At 35.1% G+C, this 22,863-nt stretch carries 13 protein-coding genes; 9 read left to right on the top strand and 4 right to left on the bottom strand.

Annotated elements, in window-relative coordinates:
• The first annotated feature begins 845 nt into the window (after positions 1 to 845).
• Positions 846 to 3,074, top strand: coding sequence for an amino acid permease (locus D5R40_RS03295; RefSeq protein WP_124145041.1), 2,229 nt, complete (start codon positions 846 to 848; stop codon positions 3,072 to 3,074).
• A 165-nt stretch (positions 3,075 to 3,239) separates the two neighbouring features.
• On the opposite strand, the gene D5R40_RS03300 is transcribed toward D5R40_RS03295, so the two are convergent.
• Positions 3,240 to 3,638: a response regulator gene (locus tag D5R40_RS03300; protein WP_124145042.1), complete on the bottom strand. Its 399-nt coding sequence runs from the start codon at positions 3,636 to 3,638 to the stop codon at positions 3,240 to 3,242.
• Between the two features lie 877 nt (positions 3,639 to 4,515).
• Between D5R40_RS03300 and D5R40_RS03305 the strand changes: the two genes are divergently transcribed.
• Both D5R40_RS03305 and D5R40_RS40700 read left to right on the top strand, forming a co-directional pair.
• Positions 4,516 to 7,122: a DNA gyrase/topoisomerase IV subunit A gene (locus tag D5R40_RS03305; protein WP_124145043.1), complete on the top strand. Its 2,607-nt coding sequence runs from the start codon at positions 4,516 to 4,518 to the stop codon at positions 7,120 to 7,122.
• A 407-nt stretch (positions 7,123 to 7,529) separates the two neighbouring features.
• Complete coding sequence (locus D5R40_RS40700) at positions 7,530 to 7,655, top strand: hypothetical protein (protein WP_275670377.1); 126 nt, start codon at positions 7,530 to 7,532, stop codon at positions 7,653 to 7,655.
• Positions 7,656 to 7,763: 108 nt separating this feature from the next.
• Here D5R40_RS40700 and D5R40_RS03310 read toward each other — a convergent pair whose 3' ends face one another.
• Together D5R40_RS03310 and dnaE are read right to left on the bottom strand one after the other, a co-directional pair.
• Positions 7,764 to 9,329, bottom strand: coding sequence for a helix-hairpin-helix domain-containing protein (locus D5R40_RS03310; protein WP_124145044.1), 1,566 nt, complete (start codon positions 9,327 to 9,329; stop codon positions 7,764 to 7,766).
• Between the two features lie 123 nt (positions 9,330 to 9,452).
• Complete coding sequence (dnaE, locus tag D5R40_RS39040; protein ID WP_124154234.1) at positions 9,453 to 15,542, bottom strand: DNA polymerase III subunit alpha; 6,090 nt, start codon at positions 15,540 to 15,542, stop codon at positions 9,453 to 9,455.
• Between the two features lie 720 nt (positions 15,543 to 16,262).
• On the opposite strand from dnaE, the gene D5R40_RS03320 reads away from it, so the two are divergent.
• Positions 16,263 to 17,885, top strand: a complete 1,623-nt coding sequence (locus D5R40_RS03320; RefSeq protein WP_124143187.1) for a hypothetical protein — start codon at positions 16,263 to 16,265, stop codon at positions 17,883 to 17,885.
• Positions 17,886 to 18,047: 162 nt separating this feature from the next.
• Here D5R40_RS03320 and D5R40_RS40705 read toward each other — a convergent pair whose 3' ends face one another.
• Positions 18,048 to 18,176 carry a hypothetical protein gene (locus tag D5R40_RS40705; RefSeq protein WP_275670271.1) on the bottom strand — a complete coding sequence of 43 codons (129 nt, stop codon included), beginning with the start codon at positions 18,174 to 18,176 and terminating at the stop codon, positions 18,048 to 18,050.
• A gap of 166 nt (positions 18,177 to 18,342) precedes the next feature.
• Between D5R40_RS40705 and D5R40_RS03330 the strand changes: the two genes are divergently transcribed.
• The 5 genes from D5R40_RS03330 (at position 18,343) to D5R40_RS03345 (ending at position 22,860) form a co-directional block, all read left to right on the top strand.
• Positions 18,343 to 18,579, top strand: coding sequence for a hypothetical protein (locus D5R40_RS03330; protein WP_124143188.1), 237 nt, complete (start codon positions 18,343 to 18,345; stop codon positions 18,577 to 18,579).
• Between the two features lie 147 nt (positions 18,580 to 18,726).
• A complete protein-coding gene (locus D5R40_RS34490; protein WP_161564320.1) occupies positions 18,727 to 18,876 on the top strand; it encodes a hypothetical protein in 150 nt (49 codons plus the stop codon).
• A gap of 281 nt (positions 18,877 to 19,157) precedes the next feature.
• Positions 19,158 to 19,901 (top strand): hypothetical protein, encoded by a 744-nt coding sequence (locus D5R40_RS03335; protein ID WP_124143189.1) that lies wholly within the window; start codon positions 19,158 to 19,160, stop codon positions 19,899 to 19,901.
• Positions 19,902 to 20,847: 946 nt separating this feature from the next.
• On the top strand, positions 20,848 to 21,654 hold the full coding sequence (locus tag D5R40_RS03340; protein ID WP_124143190.1) for a hypothetical protein: 807 nt from the start codon (positions 20,848 to 20,850) through the stop codon (positions 21,652 to 21,654).
• Positions 21,655 to 21,966: 312 nt separating this feature from the next.
• Positions 21,967 to 22,860 carry a hypothetical protein gene (locus tag D5R40_RS03345; RefSeq protein WP_124143191.1) on the top strand — a complete coding sequence of 298 codons (894 nt, stop codon included), beginning with the start codon at positions 21,967 to 21,969 and terminating at the stop codon, positions 22,858 to 22,860.
• Positions 22,861 to 22,863: the final 3 nt, after the last annotated feature.

Genomic DNA, 22,863 nt, shown 5'->3' on the forward strand with positions numbered 1-22,863 from the left:
GAATCCCCATGTAATTTTCCTCCTGTCTCCTGTCTCCTGTCTCCTGTCTCCTTCTTCAAGAGTTATCAATACCTCCTGAAATAGGGAAACTTTGAATATGCAGAATTTTCCTTTTTATCCCCTTTAATATCAAATCCAGTTGAACACTTATTATATATTTGGGGGGAGTAGGGCAGTAGGGCAGTAGAGGAGTAGGAGAAGATTGAAGGCTTGAAGTATAGTTATAAACATATACTATATAAATAACCGGATTCTATATAATAGGCTATCCATTACCGAATAATTAGGGATAGTTTCACACTGGAGACTTGAGACCTGATTTTTTTGGTCATATAGCAGGCAATAGCTAGTAGTGGGAAAAAAAGTGGACTTTATTCGATTCATAATCAGTCTATGTTCTAAGCAATATGGTTGTTATATCTAATACCATTTTCAAAAAATAATGTTACAAATAATCAGGGCAATCAAAAGACTTTACAGGAAATGTCCCTTTGACTAAAAAGATAACTTACGAACTAATAAATGGTATTGAAGTTATTCATTCTGACTCCTGACTCCTAAGAAATAACCTAGCTATTTGTAGCAAAGATTTATAAAGTTGGTATAAAACATCTTTGCTTTACAAGGTAATGGTCGGGAGTTTTTTTGACTTTAGAAATTAAATTAATCAAGAAAAAAGAACATCAGCTTTAAAAATCCCTATTATTTATTGGTATCCAAAATGTTTGAGTTGAAACACTATCTAAAATCTAAGACTTGAAAGCTAAGACATAAAGCAATGATAGATATTTAATTAAATGATAGATAACTTCAATGAGAAATTTAAATATTAAAATTTTGTATGTATGAAGCTATTTAAAAAACCATCAGAAGAAACACAATCAACTCCAAAAACTGCTTCTGACAATACTAATGAAATAGGTTTAGGAACATTTGGTGGTGTCTATACTCCCTCAATTTTGACAATTTTGGGTGTAATTATGTACCTCCGTTTTGGGTGGGTAGTAGGTAATGTTGGTTTATTGGGGACTTTGCTTATTGTCACTTTGTCCACAGCAATTACCTTTCTAACTTCTTTGTCAGTCAGCGCGATCGCTACAGACAGAATAGTCAAAGGAGGAGGTGCCTACTATATGATTAGTCGGTCTTTAGGTATTGAAACAGGCGGTGCAGTGGGAATACCACTATACTTTGCCCAAGCTCTATCAGTAGCTCTTTATACTATTGGTTTTGCAGAAAGCCTAGTAGATGCCTTTGGTGGTCTTAACCAACTATATGTAGCTCTAGCTACAACTATAGCAGTGGCAGTCTTAGCCATAACTTCGGCAGAGATTGCTATTAAGGCCCAGTATTTTATTATGGTCGCGATAATTCTATCTCTACTTTCATTTGCATTCGGACATCCACTAGAAACAACAAACATAGAAATTTTGGGAGCTTCAGAGAGAGTATCAGAATCATTTTGGACAGTTTTTGCGGTCTTCTTTCCAGCCGTAACAGGTATTATGGCAGGGGTGAGTATGTCTGGAGACTTGCGAGAACCTAGCCGTTCAATTCCTGTAGGTACTTTGGCAGCCGTTGGTACTGGGTATATAGTTTATATGGTACTACCAGTTGTCCTGGCTATGCGGGCGGATGCTACTACTTTAATCGAACAACCTCTGGTGATGAAAGAAATGGCTCTTTGGGGGCCAGCAATTTTGTTGGGAGTTTGGGGGGCCACTCTTTCAAGTGCGATTGGTAGTATTCTGGGAGCACCAAGGGTTTTACAAGCTTTAGCAAGAGATGGAGTTTTACCTAGTTGGTTATCTTTTCTAGGTAATGGTAATGGGCCAAATGATGAACCCAGGATTGGTACAGCGGTAACTTTAGGTGTCGCTACTGCCACGGTTTGTATTGGTGACCTGAATATTATTGCCCCAGTGCTGACAATGTTCTTTTTGACAACCTACATGGTTTTAAATGTTTCAGCAGGTATAGAAGGCTTTTTGCAAAGCCCCTCTTTCCGTCCTACATTTAAAGTCCATTGGTCATTATCAATGTTGGGAGCCCTTGGTTGTTTGGCAGTGATGTTTTTGATTAATGCTGTGGCTACAGTTATTGCTGCTTTGATAGTGCTGGCAATATTTATCTGGCTACAGCGACGGGAGTTAGAGACAACTTGGGGAGATGCCAGACGCGGAATATGGATGGCCTTGGTGCGGGAAGGAATTCTTCAAATAGGTGAGGAGGATACTAAAAATTGGCGGCCACATATTTTAGTTTTGTCTGGGATACCAAAAAAACGTTGGTTGTTGATTAAATTTGCAGATGACTTAACTCATAATCGAGGTATGATTACGGTCTGTAGTGTTTTGCCTAGTGCGTCTCGCGATGTCTCTCAGCAAAGTGATATGCAAGATACAATACGTGAGTATTTGGACAAGCGAGGGGTACAAGCTCTGGTGCGGGTAGTTACTGCTACAGATTTTTTTGATGGTGCTAAACTCTTAGTGGAAACTTATGGCATTGGGCCACTAACGCCAAATACTGTTGTACTTGGAGATAGTCAGGAACCTTCCAGACGCGATCGCTACTGTCAGTTAATTGGTCATGTTCATAAAGCTAAGAAAAATGTAGTGATTTTTCGAGAAGACAGCGATCGTGGTTTTGGTCAACATCGTCGAATTGATGTGTGGTGGGGTGGTTTACAAAATAATGGTGGCTTAATGTTACTTCTAGCATATTTGCTGCGCACAGATATGGATTGGCGGAATGCGGAAATTTATTTGAAATTGGTAGTACCGGAGCAAGCAGCTATTCAACCGACTCAGGCAAATGTTGATCGTGTGATTCGAGATTTACGAATTAGCGCCAAATCTCAAATTTTGGTTTCTAATGGTCGTCCTTTCTATGATATTTTGCATGAGTCTTCTCAAAATGCTGACTTGATTTTTCTGGGAATTCGGACTCCTGGGGAGAATTTTACTAAGTATTATGAGGATTTACAGTCCAAAACGTCTAATCTTCCTAGTACAGTATTTGTTCTAGCAGCACCAGGTTTTTCTTATGGCGAAGTTCTCAGCGATCGCTAGTTCTCATTAGATAATATTTTAGGCATAGAAGTCAATAAATCAGGAGCGGTAATGTAGATAAATTAATATATCCCGCTCCAAAAGTGTAAAAATTGGAGCAGGATTCTGATCTTTTCTGATCTTTAAAGTTATATTCTAGAAAAGTTTGTGGTCATTTTTTAATAATTAATCAGGGGGTAATAATGACTTAATCTGACTGACAAATTCTTGATGATCCACTACTGGTTTAGAAATATAACTATCCGCACCACTTTGCTTCAAAAAAGATTCTCGATCACCTGCCATAGCATGAGCTGTCACTAATATGATTGGTATTTTATCCGTTTTAGGGTCAGCTTTAAGAATTTGAGTAATTTTAATCCCATCAACAGATTTACCCTGGTAAACACTACGAGCTAGAGAAACATCCATCAAAATCAAGTCTGCTTCTCCTGAGTTAGCCATTTTTACTACTTCTTCCACATCTTCTGTGTGCTTAACAGCTAAACCACCTCTTTTGGTCAAAATCTTGGAAAAAACTCTAGCATTAACTTGATCGTCTTCTACAATCAAAACAGTTTTCATATAGGCCTCCCACTAAATACTCGTAAATGTAAAAACCCCATTATAAAGTTTAGACTAAATTTTTTTATAGATAGGGAAAGCCAACTTAGTTTAACTAGTTTCAGTTTAATCAATTAAAAATTCCATAATCACTTACTAAACTAACTAAATAGCTATTGTTTTAAATTTTTCTAATGGTTATCTATGAGTTTTTGGACGTCTACCTAACCAGGAAGAAGCTTAATAGTCCAATCTTATTTGTATAAAGATTAAGAGCTTATTTTCTTCTGACTGCTATGATGATCACGAAAGTAATCTAGAAATACTACTTTTAGCAGCTCCAATGCAGGAATCTAAAACATCAATAATCATACATACTTATCGAGGTAAGATTTCAATTCCTTCAGCATAATAGAGGTTAACATACTTTACCCTCATGTAGTTGTACGACTACCTAAAGTGACATAGCAGATATTTTCGATCTGCATAGCTTTCAAAGTATTAGTTGGCTAAGTAGGTAATATTTTAAGCTTTAACCTAAGTTTGTGCTCAATCAAATATAAATAATTATTCCTATCATCAACTATGGTCAAAAGATTTGAGGTGTGTTAGCTACGATCTCCAAAAAATCTTGTGTACATTAAAAAAAATAGAGAAAAAAGTTACTACTGTCAGGATCTGTAAAAATATTAAATTTACTTTGCCTTAATTAGAACAAAACATTCTTCAATACACTCCAATTAGTAAACTGATGCGCATATTAAATTGGGTAACACTTGTTACTTTTGAGAAAATTTAGGTATTTCATGCTGAAAATCTTAAATTGTCATAATATTTGGACTTAGCCTCTCAATTGTGCTTTGTCATTTTTTATAAATAGTAATCTAAATAGCAACTCATGGCCAAACAATTAAATCTACTCTCCGGACAAGTCGTTACTGCAGCGCTGCACATCGAAATGCAGCAATCATATCTTGAATACGCCATGAGTGTGATTATTGGTAGAGCTTTGCCAGATGTCAGAGATGGACAAAAGCCAGTGCATCGTCGAATTCTATATGCTATGCATGAACTTGGTCTCGCCCCAGACAGACCATTTCGTAAATGTGCCAGGGTAGTCGGAGATGTTCTGGGAAAATATCATCCTCACGGCGACCAAGCTGTTTATGATGCCATGGTACGGATGATTCAAGACTTTTCCAGTCGTTATCCATTAATAGATGGACATGGTAACTTTGGCTCTATCGATAATGACCCTGCTGCTGCTATGCGCTATACAGAAAGTCGTTTGGCATCTATTAGTAATGAAGGTTTACTTACCCAAATTGGTGAAGCTATAGTTGACTATACCAACAACTTTGATGGTTCTCAGCAAGAACCTACTGTATTACCGGCACAATTACCTTTTTTATTACTTAATGGCTCTTCTGGTATTGCAGTGGGAATGGCGACTAATGTTCCGCCACATAATTTGGGAGAAGTAGTAGATGGCCTTATTGCTTTAATTGATAATCCTAATCTTTCTGATGAAAAGTTATTTCGATTGATTCCTGGGCCTGATTTTCCTACTGGTGGGGAAATTGTTAGTACTGACGGAATTATTGATGCTTATACTAAAGGTAGAGGTAGTATTCCTATCAGGGGAGTGGCCACTATTGAGGAAGTTCCTACAGCTCGTGGGCGTCGCACAAAAAGGGCTATTGTGGTGACAGAGTTGCCTTACCAGGTTAATAAGGCGGGTTGGATTGAAAAAACTGCAGATTTGGTTAATGCGGGTAAAATAGAGGGTATTTCTGATTTGCGAGATGAAAGCGATCGCTCTGGTATTAGGGTTGTAATTGAGCTAAAACGTGAAGCTGATCCTAGTGTTGTACTTCACCACCTCTATCAGCATACTGATTTACTTTCAAAGTTTGGTGCTATTATGTTGGCTTTGGTTGATGCGCAACCACGACAGTTATCTCTACGAGATTTTTTACAGGAGTTTATTAGTTTTAGGGAACAAACTTTAACTCGTCGCTACAGCAATGATTTGGAAATAGCTCAAGGTAGGTGTCATATAGTTGAGGGTTTGCTCAAAGCTTTAACAGATTTGGATACTACGATTGATATTCTCAGAAATGCTCCTGATGGTAGTAGTGCTAAGGTTAGTTTTCAAGAAAGTTTGGGTTTAAGCGAAAATCAAGCTGATGCTATTCTGGCAATGCCAATGCGCAGACTGACTGGTTTGGAAAGACAAAAATTGGAGGAGGAATATGAGCAACTTAGGGGGAAAATACAAGAGTTACAGGGTTTATTGAGCGATCGCCGTTTACTTCTAAGATCGCTGAAAAAAGAATTACGGACTCTAAAACGCAAGTATGGCGATCCTAGACGTACTAGAATTATTGTTCAAGCGGAATCAAATGCTTCTGTTTCTCAACAGAAAAGTAATGTAGAAATTGGTAGTCAAGAAACAAATAAGGAAGCTAAAGGTAGAGGTAGAAAATCAAAAGGTACAGCTGTTGAATCACAATTTTTGACTTTGGAAGCTGCTCCACCACCGACTGAAGAGGTTGTTATAGAATTTACTCACCGAGGATATGTAAGACGATTACTTGCTAAAGAATTTGAGAAGCATCAAATTGATAAAAAATCTAATATTATTATTGAAAATAATGATGATTTTACTATTAATATTATTGAGGCAACTACAGACCAAACTTTAGTGGTATTGACTCGTAGTGGTAAAGCTTATCCTCTGAAAGTAAATGATATTCCTTCTGGTTCTAATCGTTCGACAACACGACATGAATATAAGGGTGTACCTTTAGTAACATTATTATCACTGTCAGCAACTAAAGAAATGACGGATGCTCGTCAGGAGTTTATTATTGCTCAATTTGTTTTACAGGAAGCTGAAGAAAATAAGGATTTAATCATGTTGACTCAAAATGGTAAAATTAAGCGTTTACCTTTGTCTGATTTAAGTGATATTACAAATCGCGGTATAACAGTAATTAAACTAAAGGAAGAGGATGAATTACGTTATGCTAATTTAGCTCAGGTAGGGGAACAAGTAGTTTTGGCAACTTCTGGGGGGAGATTATTAAGATTAGAAATAGATGAGGAACAGTTACCTTTAATGGGACGTACTGCACAGGGGTCTCAAGCAACAAGATTAAGAAAGCAAGAGGAGTTGGTAGGTTGTGTGACTTTGGATGGAGAAAGCAATTTATTTTTAGTTTCTGAACAGGGTTATGGAAAGCGTATTGCTATTGGTTCGTTGCGAGTTGCTAATCGTGGTGGTATTGGTCAGAATGCTTTTCAGTTTACGAGACAAACTGATGTTTTGGCAGGAATTGTTGTTAGTAGGTCGGATGTAGTAGCTCAGATGTTAACAACTGAAGGAAAAGTATGTGGAATGATGGTGGATTCTGTTAAAGTTTATGGACAGGATGATAGGGGGAATCGGTTGGTGAAGTTGGGGGCAAAGGAGAGGATTATTAAGGTGGTTGGTTATTGATAGCAGAAGTAAGAAGGAAGAGGTTCAACAATGAATAATGAATAATGAATAATGAATAATGAATAATGAATAATTACCTCTCCTTGAAAAGAAGAGGATTGACTAAAAGAATAATTTTTTCTTTTTTATCCTTTAAAGGAGAGGCTTTAAACCTTAATTATTCGGTAAATTTTAACATGAGGTTAGATATTTCCCTAGCTTTTACACAAATGATACTAACGGACATGATATTATTAGGTCTTAATTTACATTTTCAGTCCAAGGAAAATCTCCTGGACGTGTCTTTTAACTGTCCTTATTATTAATAACATTCTTTTTCCAAATTACTATTATAGAGAATCGGAAAAATTATAAATCTCTTTGATAAACTTTATAAACCAGGTTTGTTATAACTATATTTAGGGTTTGTGATCAAAAGTCTTTTAGTAGGGGTAGGAGACAGGAGACAGGAGACAGGAGGAATGGGAATTATAGAGGAGGTAGGAAGAAGAGTTGTCCGCAGATTGTTCTGCTTTTTTTGCCCTCAATACTAACTTTTTGAAGTTTTTATGCCAAAAACAAGCTCACTTTTTTCGCTCCAAAAAGGCTAAAACTAATACCATTCAATGCTTTGAAATTTAATCAGCAAGCCCTAGTTACTATTATTTAGAAGCAAAAGCTTCCCAACTAGATATCTGAACTTTAAACCCTACATCATGAAAACGACGAATAGTTGTCTCTTCATCTTCAACCCAAAATTGCCGACCAAACTGTACTAAATGTTGTTGTTTTCCATCAGATATTAATGCTCCTATTGCTACCTTTGCTTTTTCCAGATCACCAGAAGATTGTTCTTCAAGAATGGCTTTAATTTGTTCAAATAAAGAATCATTTTCAGGAATAATATTTACTGGTATTTGTAAGATAATTATTTGTCTTTGTTTCGCAGAACCATTTTCAGTTATTAATAATTCAGGGTCTTTTTTCGGAGGATTTTTTTGACTTTCTAATTGCTCTATTGGTTTTTCTACTTCTACAATAGGTTGGTTAATTTCTATCTCTTCATTTCTCGATTCATTTTGATAATTATCTAATTCTGTCACTGGTTTTTCATGTTGTTCTACTGCATCTGCCATTACCTTTTCTAATTTGTCTGCACCATCTACTAATAACTGATTTTCATCATCCTTCTTATCAACTTTTCCAGTCAAGACTAAAAGAGAACTTTCTATTAGTAAATTTTTAATTTCTTCATATATTTTCGGAAAAACTACTGCATCTACCTGCCCAGTCATATCTTCTACTTGCAGAAATGCCATGCGATCGCCTTTTTTTGTAATATGAGGTTTAATTCCAGCTAACATTACCAATAATTTTATAACTGACTTAGATTTTTTTTCCTTCATTTCAGCAATAGAAATAGCATCCGAAATTTTATTTTGCTCCTGTGCATATTTGAGAGGATGGTCGGATACATAAAATCCTATAATTTCTTTTTCATACTGCAATTTTTCTTTAGCTGGAAAATCTGAAACAGTGGAAGATTTAGGAGCAGAATCAAAAGCAGGCATTGTTTTTTCTGCCACATCAAATAAACTTAATTGCCCTATATCCCGGTCTTTATTTCTATCTTGCGCCCATTTCATTACACCTTCTAAATCTTTGATTAATTGGTGACGGTTTGATTGAATTTTATCGAAAGCTCCACATTTAATTAAAGATTCTAAAGTACGACTATTCAGAGCATTAAGATTAACTCTGTCACATAGATCGGCTAAAGACTTAAATTCTTCCCCTTCTTTTCTTGCTTCTAAAATTGCTTCTATTGCTCCTTCACCTACATTTTTTACTGCGGATAATCCAAATAAAATTTTATCTTTTGTTTCTCCTGTCGCTACTTTTGGCAAGGGAGTAAAATCTACTTCTGACTTATTAATATTCGGCGGTTCGACTTCGATATTAAATTTATGACAATTAGCAATATATTTTTGTACTTTATCTTGATCGCCACTATTAGCAGTTAGTAAAGCTGCCATATATTCGACTGGATAATTAGCTTTTAAATAAGCAGTTTGATAAGCTACATAAGCATAAGCTGTGGAATGAGATTTGTTAAAACAGTTAGAGGCAACTAACCCATTTGCTAAGACAAAATTATGGTCTTTAGCTACTCCAATATCATAAACATTTTCTGTTTTTGCCAGCTTGCGAGAAACAATTTTAACCACGACGATAACTCCTTAAAATCTGTTCTATTTTTGCTTTTTTGTAATCCCAGAGAAAATCTAGAATTTCTTGGCATTTCAGGGGGTAATGAAATGCCTAAATAATCTGTTGCTTCAATTGAGGTTTTAACTGACGATAGGAAATTCCCATTCTGCTAGACTCCTTAAACATTTCAAATCTAAATTACGCTCAAAAATTTCATCAATAGGCAGCATTTGACCATCTTCAGTCATAAACTTATGTTCTGGTGTTGCCCGAATTACTGTTCCATCTTCCAGACTATATTCATAAACTTCCTGCATACCTCGATTATGCCATTGAGCGATTGGTTGTGTATAAATATATCCATTTTTATCTACCGTATAGACAGTACATTCAATCTGTTCTTCTACAATTTTACCAATAGGAATAGCGCCATATTCTACAGTCATAATTTCTGTCTCATAAGCCAAACAATATTCAGCGAATTTAATCATTTGTTCAAACAAATCTTCTGCCACTGCAGAATGAACACCTCTTTGAGTCGCACCATCAATAAATATTTCTCGATGCTTTTCCATTTCTGAAACTTTCTTTTTACCCATGCAATTGTGAACTATAAAATCATTGGCAATAAAGTTATGAGTTTCGGAAATTGTCAAATCAAAAACTTCTTCTTTGCCAATATATTCTATAGAAGTAATCTCATCCCAAAAAACCTCAGAATTAGCAATGGATTTTAATTTTTCATCTGCAAAAGCTGTCGCAAATCTATTAACTTTATGACGGGATAAATTCCTAGTTGGAGTATTTTGAAAATTTAAACCTGACGACATAGTGCCACGACATACTCCGACAGCTTTATCTATTTCTGTCCAAGTCATTCCACTAGCTTTTTTAGCTTCTGCAATTAGGGTAATAATTTCTGGAGGTAGACAATGTTTAGATTGATTTTTTTCTCTTAGGGAGTAGGGAGTAGAGAGTAGGGAGTAGGAATTAGTAATTCTGGTTCCAGAAAATAGGAAAGAAGAAAAAGAACCACACCTTATAAGTCTGAGAAATTCTATATCTTGAATAACTAAATAACAACTTTCACAAAGTTGCTTTTTGTAACTACTTAAATATGGTTCTATCAATTCACAAAACTTGAGCATATCCTCACGTCCTGTAATTTGAACTCGATAAGAAAGATAAGGTTTACCTTGATATTTTATCTTCTTAATATTGAACAGAGAAACTATACCTAAACGTAGAAGTAAATGTTGGATTTGTCTGACTAAAACTTCTGAGGTAGAGTTATATTCTGTATACCCAATTGTTTTGTTTGTACGGATGTTGTATGCAACGTCCGTACCATCTGTTGACCATAAAATTCCTAAGAAAAGTTGTAACTGACTCTTAGACAAAGAAAATACCCAATCAGGAATTTCTTTATCCCGTGAATTAGCAAATTTGAGATGATTATCTACCCAATTATTAAAAGCTGAAAGAAAACCTATACGAACATAACTAACTGATTTTTTGCCTTGATGTAGTTGTTGATCGATAGGTGCTAAAGAACCAAATAATTCTTCTGCACAACAATTAAAATCAGCAATTAATTCCGGATCACTATTACAGAAATAACCACAAGACGGACTCTTAGTAGATAGATACCCGTCACGTATTAAATAAGCAGTAAATTTAATTTGAGCATCAGATATTTGACTGCCATGATTAATCGGAATTTTCTTTGGTAAACCTAAGCGATCGCCTACAGAAAAATCTTTTAAAGGTTTCCATCCTAAAACTGTATAAAAAAGGTGGTCGTTTGTAGCCTTAATTTTCCGGTTTGTACGAGTGGTAATTTCCCAAACATCTCGCACACCATTAGGATGAATTTCTGTTATTGGTTTTTGCACAATTTGTTGAGTTTTGGTGTCTAAAGAAAATACTTTTCGACTTAACCAATACTCAGGTTTAGCAGCTATTTCTTTGAGAGTAACTAAGTTGCCTGTTGCTGCATCTATTACTTTTGTTGAACCACTCAAACAACGACGTAATAAATCTGCTTCTCCCAAAGAATATCCTGCTAAATCTTGAGCCATTTTCATAATTTGTTCTTGGTAACAATTATGAACAACTACTCCTTCAGCTAGAAAATAAGGAGAAGCTTGGTCTTCCATTTCCAAATCAAAACATTCTGCTTTTCCTGCTTCTTCCACCGAGACAACATAAACAAGTCTGATATCCTGTAAATGATTTTTTTCGTATATCTTTATATCAGAGTTTTTCCGATTTTTTGGCTGAGGTTTATCTAAAAAATTTAAGGTAGGTTTTTCCTGAGCCAACTTCTGATTTTTCCGACTGAAAGTATCTGTCTGAGAAATAGAATTTTCTGAAAGAGTTGTCAAAGGAAAATAGGAAATCTGTAGATAGTTTTCTCTCAAATTTTCCCTAATTTCTAGTTTCTGTCTATCTAAGAAATTTGTCTGTCTAAATAAAGTAGCTTTTTCACGGGAAAACTTCTGATTTTTCCGACTCAAAGTATCTGTCTGAGAAATAGAATCTTCTGAAAGAGTTGTCAAAGGAAAATAGGAAATCTGTAGATGTCTTTCTCCAGATTTTTCCCCATTTCCCCACTTCCCTCTATCTAAGAAATTTGTCTGTCTAAATAAAGTAGCTTTTTCCCGGGAAAACTTCTGATTTTTGCGACTGAAAGTATCTATCTGAGAAATAGAATCTTCTGAAGTAGTTGTCAAAGGAAAATAGAAAATCTGTAGATGGTTTTTTCTAAAATTTTCCTGATTTTCTTGCTGAGGCTTATCTAAGAAATTTGTCTGTTTAAATAAAGTAGCTTTTTCCCGGGAAGAATCCAGATTTTTACGACTCGAAGTATCTATCTGAGAAATAGAATCTTCTGAAGGAGTTGTCAAAGAGAAAGGGAAAATCTCTAGATAGTTTTCTCGGAAATTTTCCTCATTTCCCCAATTTTTTCTATCTAAGAAATTTGTCTGTCTAAATAAAGTACCTTTTTCGAGGAAAGACTCTAGATTTTTCCGACTCGAAGCATCTGTCTGATAAATGGAATTTTCTGAAGAAGTTGTCAAAGTAAAATAGGAAATCTGTAGATAGCTTTCTCTCAAATTTTCCCAATTTTTCAGCTTCCCTCTGTCTAATAAATTAGTCGGTTTAAATAAAGTATCTTTTTCCAGGTTCCTTATATCTGATAAATTTGTCTGTTTAAAGAAAATACCTTTTTCCAGAGAAAACTCCTGATTTTTCCGACTCGAAGTATTGGTGTGAGAAATATAATTTTCTGAAGGAGTTGCCAAAGGGAAATAGGAAATCTGTAGATAGTTTTCTCTCAAATTTTCCTCATTTTCTGCCTTGAGTCTATCTAAGAAATTTGTCTCTTTAAATAAAGTACATTTTTCCAGAGAAAACTCCTGATTTTTCCGACTCGAAGTATTGGTGTGAGAAATATAATTTTCTGAAGGAGTTGCCAAAGGGAAATAGGAAATCTGTAGATAGTTTTCTCTCAAATTTTCCTCATTTTCTGCCTTGAGTCTATCTAAGAAATTTGTCTCTTTAAATAAAGTACATTTTTCCAGAGAAAACTCCTGATTTTTCCGACTCGAAGTATTGGTGTGAGAAATATAATTTTCCGAAGAAGTTGTCAAAGATAAAGAGGAAATTTGTAGATGGCTTTCTCTAGATTTTTCCCCATTTTCTGGCTGAGGTATATTTGAACAATAAGCTTCATTTTTACCTAGTCTTTTGTTATTACTAGAAACCTGCCATTTTTCATAAACAGCAGAACCATAAATATTACCGTTTTTAACTCCTGATTCTAATTCCCAGGCAAACTTATCTCCTTCCGGCGTTAAAAAGCGATGGTTTTTTCCCGCATAAATTACCGTTCCGCTAGACAAAGTAATTTTCAATATTTCCCTAACACCACTCCGCCACTGTTTAGCAACTTTTGCCTGCCAAACTTTCCTACCATCCGAAGTTAAAATTATCTCCCCACTCTTAATATTTTCGATCGCCTCTCTCGAACCATCTGGTTGATCGATTAAAGTTCCCTTTGGCAGACACAAAACTCCATAAGTTTCTTGCAAAATTGGTTCTAACTTTGGATGTTGGTATTCAATTTTCTCCCGCCCATGTTTCCGGTCAATAAATTTAGGAATTAAACCCGCATCTAAAGGTCCGGGGCGATACAAAGCCAATATAGAAGAAATATCTTCAATAGAAGTAGGCTTCAATTTTTTCACCACATCCACCATGCCAGAAGATTCCAACTGAAATACTCCTTCCAAGTCTCCAGACTTTATCAATTCGTAGGTCTTTTTCACATCCTCTGGCATTTTCTTAATATTGCCTCTCGCCAAAATTTCCATTGCCTTTCTTTCATTAGCTGGTAACTCATCTGGAACTAAAGGAAGATGATGATTTTGCTCAATCAAATCGGCAGTATTCTGAATAATAGTTAAATTTTTCAATCCCAAAAAATCCATTTTCAACAAACCAAGGGATTCTATATCTTCCATGTGATACTGAGTAATCACAGCTCCATCATTATTCCTTTGTAAAGGCACAATTTCATCTAGGCGTTCCTTAGAAATTACTACCCCTGCTGCGTGTACTCCAAAAGTCTTATTAGTACCCTCAATTCTGATTGCCATATCTATCCATTGACGAACAGAAATTTTACTAACTTTTCCGGCTTGATTATCTTCTATTTGAATTTCATTATTTTCATAAGCTTCCTTAAATTCAGGAGAAGAAGTCTCATCAGAAATCATCACTTTTAACTTAGCTGGTTTACCCCGTGCAACAGGAATTAACTTTGCCATTTTATTCGCTTCCCCAAACGAAACTCCCAACACTCTCCCCACATCTTTTAATACTGCCTTAGATGTCATCCGGTTAAAAGTAATAATTTGGGCAACTCTCTCTTCTCCATACCGTTCAGTCACATAATCAATCATTGCATCTCGGTTTTCAATACAAAAATCTGTATCAATATCTGGCATTGATTTCCGTTCGGGATTCAAAAATCTTTCAAATAATAAGCCATGATGTACCGGATCTATATTAGTAATCCGCAGAGAATAAGCAACTAATGAACCAGCAGCACTTCCCCTACCAGGTCCGACAGGAATATTTTCATCTCTGGCATATTTTATGTAATCCCAAACCACCAAAAAATATGTAGAGAAACCTTTATCCTGAAGAACTTTCAATTCAGTTTCCATCCGCTCTTTATATACTGCGGAAATTTCACTTCTTTGTTTAAGTTTCAGCCTTTCCAATAATCCTTCCCAAGCAAGTTCTTCCAGATAAGTATCGGCATTATGTTCTGGCGGAATGGGATAATCAGGAATTCTTGGTTCTCCTAAAATTCCTTGATATTTTTCAACTTTATCTGCCACTTCTAATGTATTGGCGATCGCTTCTTCTATAATTTCATTTTCTAGGTGGTCTTTAAATAGTTGCTTCATCTCTTCAGCAGACTTTAAATATTCGGTACCGCTATACCGCATCCGTTTTACTTCAGAGATTAATTTTTGAGTATTAATACACAACAAAGCATCGTGTGCTTCTACGTCTCGACAAGAAATAAAATGAGAATCGTTTGTGGCTACTATTTTTATCTTTAATTTATTGGCAATTTTGACAATTCCAGTATTTACTACTCTATCTTCTGGGAAACCATGGTCTTGTATTTCTAAATAGTAATCTTCTCCAAATAAATCTTTGTACCACTTAGCTACTGTCTTCGCTTCATCTAATTTTCCCTGCATAATATTTTGCGGTACTTCTCCTGCCAAACACCCGCTAGTTACTATCAGACCTTCGTGATATTTTTCTAGTAATTCTTTATTAATACAAGGTCGAGCAAATATGCCTTTTCCTTGAAAACCATGTAGATGAGAAAGAGTTGTTAGTTTGACTAAATTTTTATAGCCTTGAGTATTTTTTGCTAATACGACTTGGTGAAATTTTTTGCCTCTTTGTTGTTTCTCAATTTCTCCATTTATCACATACATTTCATTGCCAATTATGGGTTTAATTCCTTTATTTCTACACAGTTTAATTAATTGAATCGCCCCATACATTACTCCATGGTCTGTCAGAGCAATGGCTGGCATTCCTAGTTCTACTGCTCTATCTATTAATTGTGGTAATTGGGATGCCCCGTCTAATAGGCTATAATCGCTATGAATATGTAGGCCAACAAATGACATTTTTTTTAGATTTTAGAATAAATATTTTAGATAGCTTTATTTTATAAGGAAGAAGTCAGAAGGAAGAAAGAAGAAGGTTGATATTTAATTTTTGCTGGTATTGGTTTGACTGAAAGTCTTTACCTGTAAAGTTTTTAGGGTTTAATGAAAGGTAGATATAAATTAAGCTTATAAATTATTGCTAAGTATATTTGGAATTTAAACTGAATTTGGCAAAAAAAGTTCAAATGAGCTATTTAGGAGGAAAAATGGGGGGAATTTGGGTGCGATCGCGTTCTCGTATGCCATTTGTTATAAGTATTGATATGTAAGAGATGTAGGGTGGTTGCTTGTCAAGAAATTTTCGTGTATTTTGGAGATAAGTTATTTGCTCTGCATAGGTGCTTATTAAAATGAAATAGGCTTTTAGTTAGTGGGAGTGCGATCGCGCTCCCGTCAATATTATGTAAGTCAAACTACAATTAATTAGGGTTTGCTGAATAAAGTCTTTTTGCTGGGGTAGGAGACAGGAGACAGGAGAAATGGGAATGAGCGAGGAGGTAGGAGTAAGAATTGTCTCTCAATTTTTCTGCCATAATCATCCCAAAATACTAGCATGCATGATCTTTTTCCACCGAAAAGCTGCTACTTTTTTCAACTATAAAACGCTAAAACCAATATCAGTCAATACTTTTAGAATTAATCAGCAAGCCCTAATTATGTTTATATCAAATCACTATTATGGCGACTAAAAACGTCGATCTAACTTTGAAATGGCTACTTCAATCTGAATCGCGAGAGAAATTTATTCCTAGTTTAGGTAGAGAGCCATGGATAACTGTTTATTTTGATAAAGTTACTGAAAACGAGAATCTTGGTATATTTTCAGCCTTGATTCCAAATGCTGATGTTGAAACTTCTCTAAGCAAGATTTCTTGGGATTTCCATCTTGAAGATGGGCATCTATGTTTCAATAAAAATCTTAACTATTTGCGGTTTGGAAACTTAGATGATGTAGAACCGTTTATAATTCATCGGGATTTTCATGGCATTCGTGACTCATATAACGAAATGATTGAAGAGTTTCGACACTTTCATCGTTTGTACCACGATTTTGAAAAAAATCAACTTATCAAATTTGATGATAGAGGAGATGAAACTGTAGTAGCAAAACTTGAAATGGATAAAGTTGAAGTTCGTCTCAAAGAAGTGCGTCAATTTCTTGCTGTAAAAGAGATGTACTTAGCAATTTATTTTGACTTTAAACGATATTCTGAATTAATACTTGATGAATTTCCACAGGAATTAGAGCATAAAAATAAACAGGATTTAACTTACTATAGACTTTGCGCAAGTTCGGCAGAAAATTTTCATATAGCCAACTACAAATCCTTCTCATACTTGTGTGGAAAAAAACTGATTCCTCCATTTCCACTCAATCGCTGTGGAATGTGGCCATTCAATGATAAGGACAAGGAAAACTACATTGATTTCATTATTGGAGTGGATGAAAATGGAGATTCAGTCAAATATTCTTGTAATCCAGATGAGCTTGCAAACTACTTTGGTGCTAATCCAGATGCTCCTAACTATCTCACACCTGTTTTCTTTCGGCGCGAAGTTCTTACAAAATATTATGCTCATCCAGAACAATACTCGGTTGAGGATGGATTTCTAAGATGTCAAGGATTATGGGGATTGAAACTTGATAATAATCATCCTGAATACATAACTGTCTTCCTTGGAGACTTAGCATCTTTGCCATCAGATGAACAAATATATTGGCGTAGTTACAATATTCTACCTGAAGGAAAGATTAGTAAAGTTAATTTTGATCGTAGCTTTCAACTAACACCTGCTCCTCCAGAACAAATTGACCTTATGTTTAAGGATCGTTTTGTTAGGTTTTCTAAGAATTGGAAAGAATCTATGGGATGGAGTCTTTTTCGGGAATTAGCTGAATCAGACCAGTATCTTTTTGAAACTTTGCGCATTCCCCTGACAAATAGTCAGGCAGAATTTGATTCACAGGTTCTTGCTCTGACAAAGATTTTGATTGATTCTCTAAATGAGAGGGAAATTGTTAAGGCAACACCAGTAGGTAATACCGAAATAAAGGGAATATCTAAATTCCAGCAGTTCCTCAAAGCTCATCAATATCCAAACTATGAGCAGCAGATAAAATTCTTGAGAAATTTGCAAGAACTTCGTTCAGCTAGCGTGACTCATCGTAAGGGCGACAATTACAAAAAGATTGCCAAAGCTTTCGGATTGAAAGACAGTAACCGTTCTCATGTGCTGAAGAACATTCTTGTTGAAGTTAGAGACTTTCTTGTATCACTTGAGAGACACTTTTGTGAATAAAGCAACAAGTAGGGAAAGACCATGATATTCCTCCCAAAAAGATGGTAAGGTAACAGACTTCATAACTTATCATAGTCAATTGTTTGCCCTTTTCCTTCAGCAATTTACTGTTTCGCCTGTCTCGCTGCTACTACTAACTTGCTTTGGGTTTTTTCAAAAGATTTATCCTACTTTAATACCAATTTGAAAATCTGCAATATATTCTCGTAAATGCTCAAAAATTCTTTCCTGCTGCTCATCAGAAAGAGACTCTAAAATTTTTACAACAGTTGCTATATTTTCTCTTGACATTGTTTTTATAAGTAGTAGGATTTAATGCAAATAAATAATCACATCATCAGTAAATTATAATTTATGCAATATTGTTTGAAGTGCAGTATTTTTATCATAAAGTCAAATTAATTGGCGTTTCCTTGATTACTATATTTTAATCTCTACTCAGCAAAGGAGAAGTCTAATGAGTTTGTCTGTCATTGATGAGGTAGTCGAACAATTAAAAGTTATGCCACAGTACAAAGTTATGCCACAGTACTTAGTATTGCAAGTGCTTGAATTGGCTCGGAAATTGCTAAAAACTCAAGTTAGAGGTATTTCAGGAACACAATTATTACCTTTTGCTGGCTCAATTTCTCCTGAAGACCTTCAAACTATGGACGAAGCAATTAAACAAGGTTGTGAACAAAATGAGTGGTAAATACCTTCTAGATACAAACATTATTACTGCGCTCTTTGCCAACGAAGCAGGACAGTAATTTCATTTGCCCAGAGGTCAAGTCCGGCTACGTCCTGAGCAAATAGGACTCCTTTTGTTATGTTCGGTTTGCAATTGTGCTAATTGTTGTTGGTAAGTGGTGAAATCTTGGATTTGAGTGGTGGAAAAGGCGAGGTGGATTATTTGTTCGCCCAAGTCGCGGAGTTTGTGGAAGTCTTCGGTAAGATGGGGGTAGCGATCGCTATGGATTTAATCAGATATTCTTCGGCTTCAGAATAGCAACTTAAATCTTTATAAATTAATCCCAAATTGTTGGAAATATTTGCTACTAATATATTTTATTTGTAAGCAGAAGAGATTAACACCTTTGGAAAAAGAATGTGTTTGAATAATCAGGGCAGTTAAAAGACATATACAGGCAATGTCCCTTAGACTAAAAAGATAAATTATGACCTAACAAATAGTATCAAAGCTATTCATTCTGACCCCTGACTCCTGACTTCTAAGAAATAACCTAGTTATTTGTAGCAAATATTTATCAAATTGGTATTAACTCTAAAATGGGAGTAGTTTATATAGGCGATCGCGCCGTCGGGAAAACTCACTTAGCATTAGAATTGGCCAATCCCCAAGGAAATTATGTCCAGGTTTCTTTGGTCAATCAAAATTATCAAAATCTCCAGGCAAATTTACTTAATTTAGATGGCACTTCTAAACCTACTCAAAGTATTGAAAAGCGTTCTTTGGATGTGAAAGTTAGACTTTCTACTGGTATAAGCAAAATTTCTGTAGATTGGATAGATTCTCCTGGGGAATTATTTCGTAGGTCATGGCAATCTGAGCATATTAATGAATGGCAAGATTTTAAAGAAACAATGGGTAAAAGTGAAGGAATTTTTTTAATTGTTCCTCCCTATAGAGAAATTTTACAGCCTCATATTAACCAGGAAAATTATATTACTCAGCAACAATGGTGTAATAGATTTAATCGTTGGACAGACTTTTTTATTTATGATTGTCCTCAAGCTCGACGTATTGTAATATGCATGAATAAAGCTGATTTAATTGATTGTAATCTTGAGCAAGAAATTTCTAAATTGGCTTATTTACCTCATGGTTATACTATGAATTGGCTGCAACGGCATAATTATGTAGTTAATAGTTATTTTTTACCACTAAAACAACAGTTAGAACAAATAAATAGCAGTCGTTATGGTTTATCTGTTCGGTGTTTTATTACCAGTATTTATCACCGTAGTTTATTAGAATTACCTTGGATTTATTTAGCTAGTTATTTAGTTTAAAAGAAGCAATAAGGAAGAGGGAAGAGGGAAGAAGGCAACAAGGGTAGTTGTGAATTATAATGGTATAGCTAGTGGGAGCATCTTACTCCCGTTCTAAAAATAAGGAAGAAGGAAAAAGCAAGAAGGTAAGAGTGAAAGTTTTGTCATTGAGTTAGATATTTCCTTTTGTCAAACAAGCAAGTTAAATTAATCAATAGTAAAGTAAGTATTTCCTGCGGAATGCTGCGCAAACAGCCATCAGCTATTAGCTATTGATGAGAGGAGGAATTCAACAATTAATAATTAATAGAGTTGTCGCTAAATAAAGGGAAAAAATCACTCTAACCTAGACAGAGCAATAATTCTAAGCATTTTTGCCTTTCAATAGCTACAATTCTTACAGAACAAGGTTTTTGGTTTTTTTTAAGTTATAAAGCGACAAGTCTAATAATTAATAATTAACAATTACCTCTCTTTGGAAAGAAGAGGATTGACTAATCATGAAAAATTTTTCTTGTTTCTCCTTTAAAGGAGAGGCTTTAGACCACAATTTATCGGTAAAAGCAATTGAAAAATTGAGAGAGAATTAAAAGTTATATCAAGTTGCACTGATTAACCACAATATAAAAAGATGGCATACTCCTCAAGAGTCATCTTAAGATGACTTAAACTATTAGCCAAGGATTGAAATCCTTGGCGAGGTTAGCGAGCCATGTTATCCGCCAAGAAATAAATTTCTAGGATCAAAGCAGAAGTCATCTAAAGATGACTAAAGATAGCTAATTTATTATGGCTAATTAATGAGACTTGATATTACTGCCAAGGTACGCTCCTTCAACCTTAGAAGGAATTATTCATTATTTGCTGTTTGCGTAGCATCCCGTAGGGAAGTGCTGACTACTGAGAGCTGTTTGCGCAGCATTCCGCAGGAAATGCTTACATAGTAAACACAGATTTAATCAAAAAAATGGGGAATATTTGTATTATTGGACCTACGGGTGCGGGAAAGACTACTTATCTAGCAGGATTAGCTTATTGGCCGGAAAAAACTCACCCAAATTTTCAAATTACAGCCATTACTAATGATGCTCAAAATTTAGCTAATAAAGCTGAAACAATTATTCTCAATGGTGCTTCTTTAGAACCCACTATTATTGATGGAATAAAAATCAAAAGTTTCTATGATTTACCTTTGTATTCTTTTCACATAGAAATCAAGCGTTGGTGGCAACAAAAACCAGAAGAAATTAATCTAGTAGTACGAGATTATCCAGGAGAAATTTTTAATGAATTACAAACAGGTATTTTTAATCCTTTACATCAAGAATTTCTCGATGAATGTCTAATCAAAGATAATGTCGGTTGTCTAATTTTACTCCATAAATGGGAGCCAGGAAGCGACATATTTTATAGTAATGTGATGGAGAAATTTATTAATTTAATTGATGAGCGCGACCGCTCCCAAGATTTACGTCTAGCTATAGCAATGAGTAAATGTGAAAGAGGAGAAATTTGGCCTGGTCGTCTTGACCCAGAATTAGACATATTTAAAGTGCATTTACCAAGAACAACCAGTATTTTACAAAAACGTATTCCTCAACAAAATTTACGGTTTTATGCTATATCTACTTTTGGCGTTCTACAACGAAATGACCCCCGCCCAAATCGTACTGATGAATTAGGAAGTCCCCACTCAATTTTACGGGAACCTTTGAAATGGAAACCTTATGGCATAGTTTCACCCCTGTATTGGTTAAGTCAAGTTCAACAATGAATAATGAATAATGAATAATGAATAATTACCTCTCCTTGAAAAGAACAGGATTGACTAATAATGAAAATTTTTCTTTATTATCCCCTTAAAAGGGGAGGCTTTAAACCACAACTTTTCGGTAAGAGGATTTCAACAATTAATAATGAATAATTACCTCTTCTTGAAAATAAGAGGATTGACTGATAATGAAAATTTTTATTTATTATCCCCTTTTATGGGGGATTGAAACCCCTATTATACACCTTGAGAAGCTGATAGCTGACCGCTGAGGTGCTGACTGCTATTTCAAACCACAATTTTTCGGTAAAAATAATGTTTAAGTCCCTATTAAAGAACAGAATTAATGAGAATTTAAAAGAGGAAAATTGTTCTGGCATTTTACGAGTAATAGGCGATCGTGCTGCTGGTAAAACAACTTATATGGCAGCTTTAGCTAGGTGGCCAAATGCTGATTTTTCTAGTCCTGTTGAGTTAGTTACTCCAGCAAATAAAGATGGAGAATATTTGATTCAGCAGGCACAAAATTTGATAGAGTCAGGGTTACAAATTGAACAAACTCGTCTAGCTAATGATGTGCTAGAAATTAAGGATTATAGTTTAAGAATTACTCTCAAAGCAGAAGATAATTTGAGGCGATCAAATACTGTTTTGAATCTAGATATTAGTTGCAAAGATTATTCTGGAGAATTTTTCAGCGATGTACTTCAGCAAACAGATTCTCAATTACTTCGAGACTACTTAAATGATTGTTTTCCAGCTACGGGAATTATGTTAATGATTGACGGTACAACTCATCGTAAAGACCTAGAATATGCCAGGGGAGTCGATCAACTTTTAGTAGCATTAGCAGGTCGAGATTTGTTTAATGAAAAACGGCGTATTGCTTTGGTTTTAACTAAGTGTGAATTAGCTGATTTATGGGTAAATAGAAATAGACCGAAGTTTTTAGCAGAGGCGCGGTTTCCTACTATTTTTAAAAGATTAGAATCTTGGCAAAATTTGGGAATGGGTAATGTGGAATATTTTACAACTTCTGCTTTTGGGGTGACAGGAAATAAGTATTATAAGCCAAATTCTCAGCAAATTTATCGGGGTCGTGGTGGGGTAGCATCAGTATTAGAAGACTCGAAAAAATGGCGACCTTTTGGCTTAGTTTCTCCTATATATTGGATTTGTACGGGTAAACGTAATTCACAATTAGATTAGGAA

The sequence above is a fragment of the Okeania hirsuta genome (assembly GCF_003838195.1).
Taxonomy (GTDB): domain Bacteria; phylum Cyanobacteriota; class Cyanobacteriia; order Cyanobacteriales; family Microcoleaceae; genus Okeania; species Okeania hirsuta.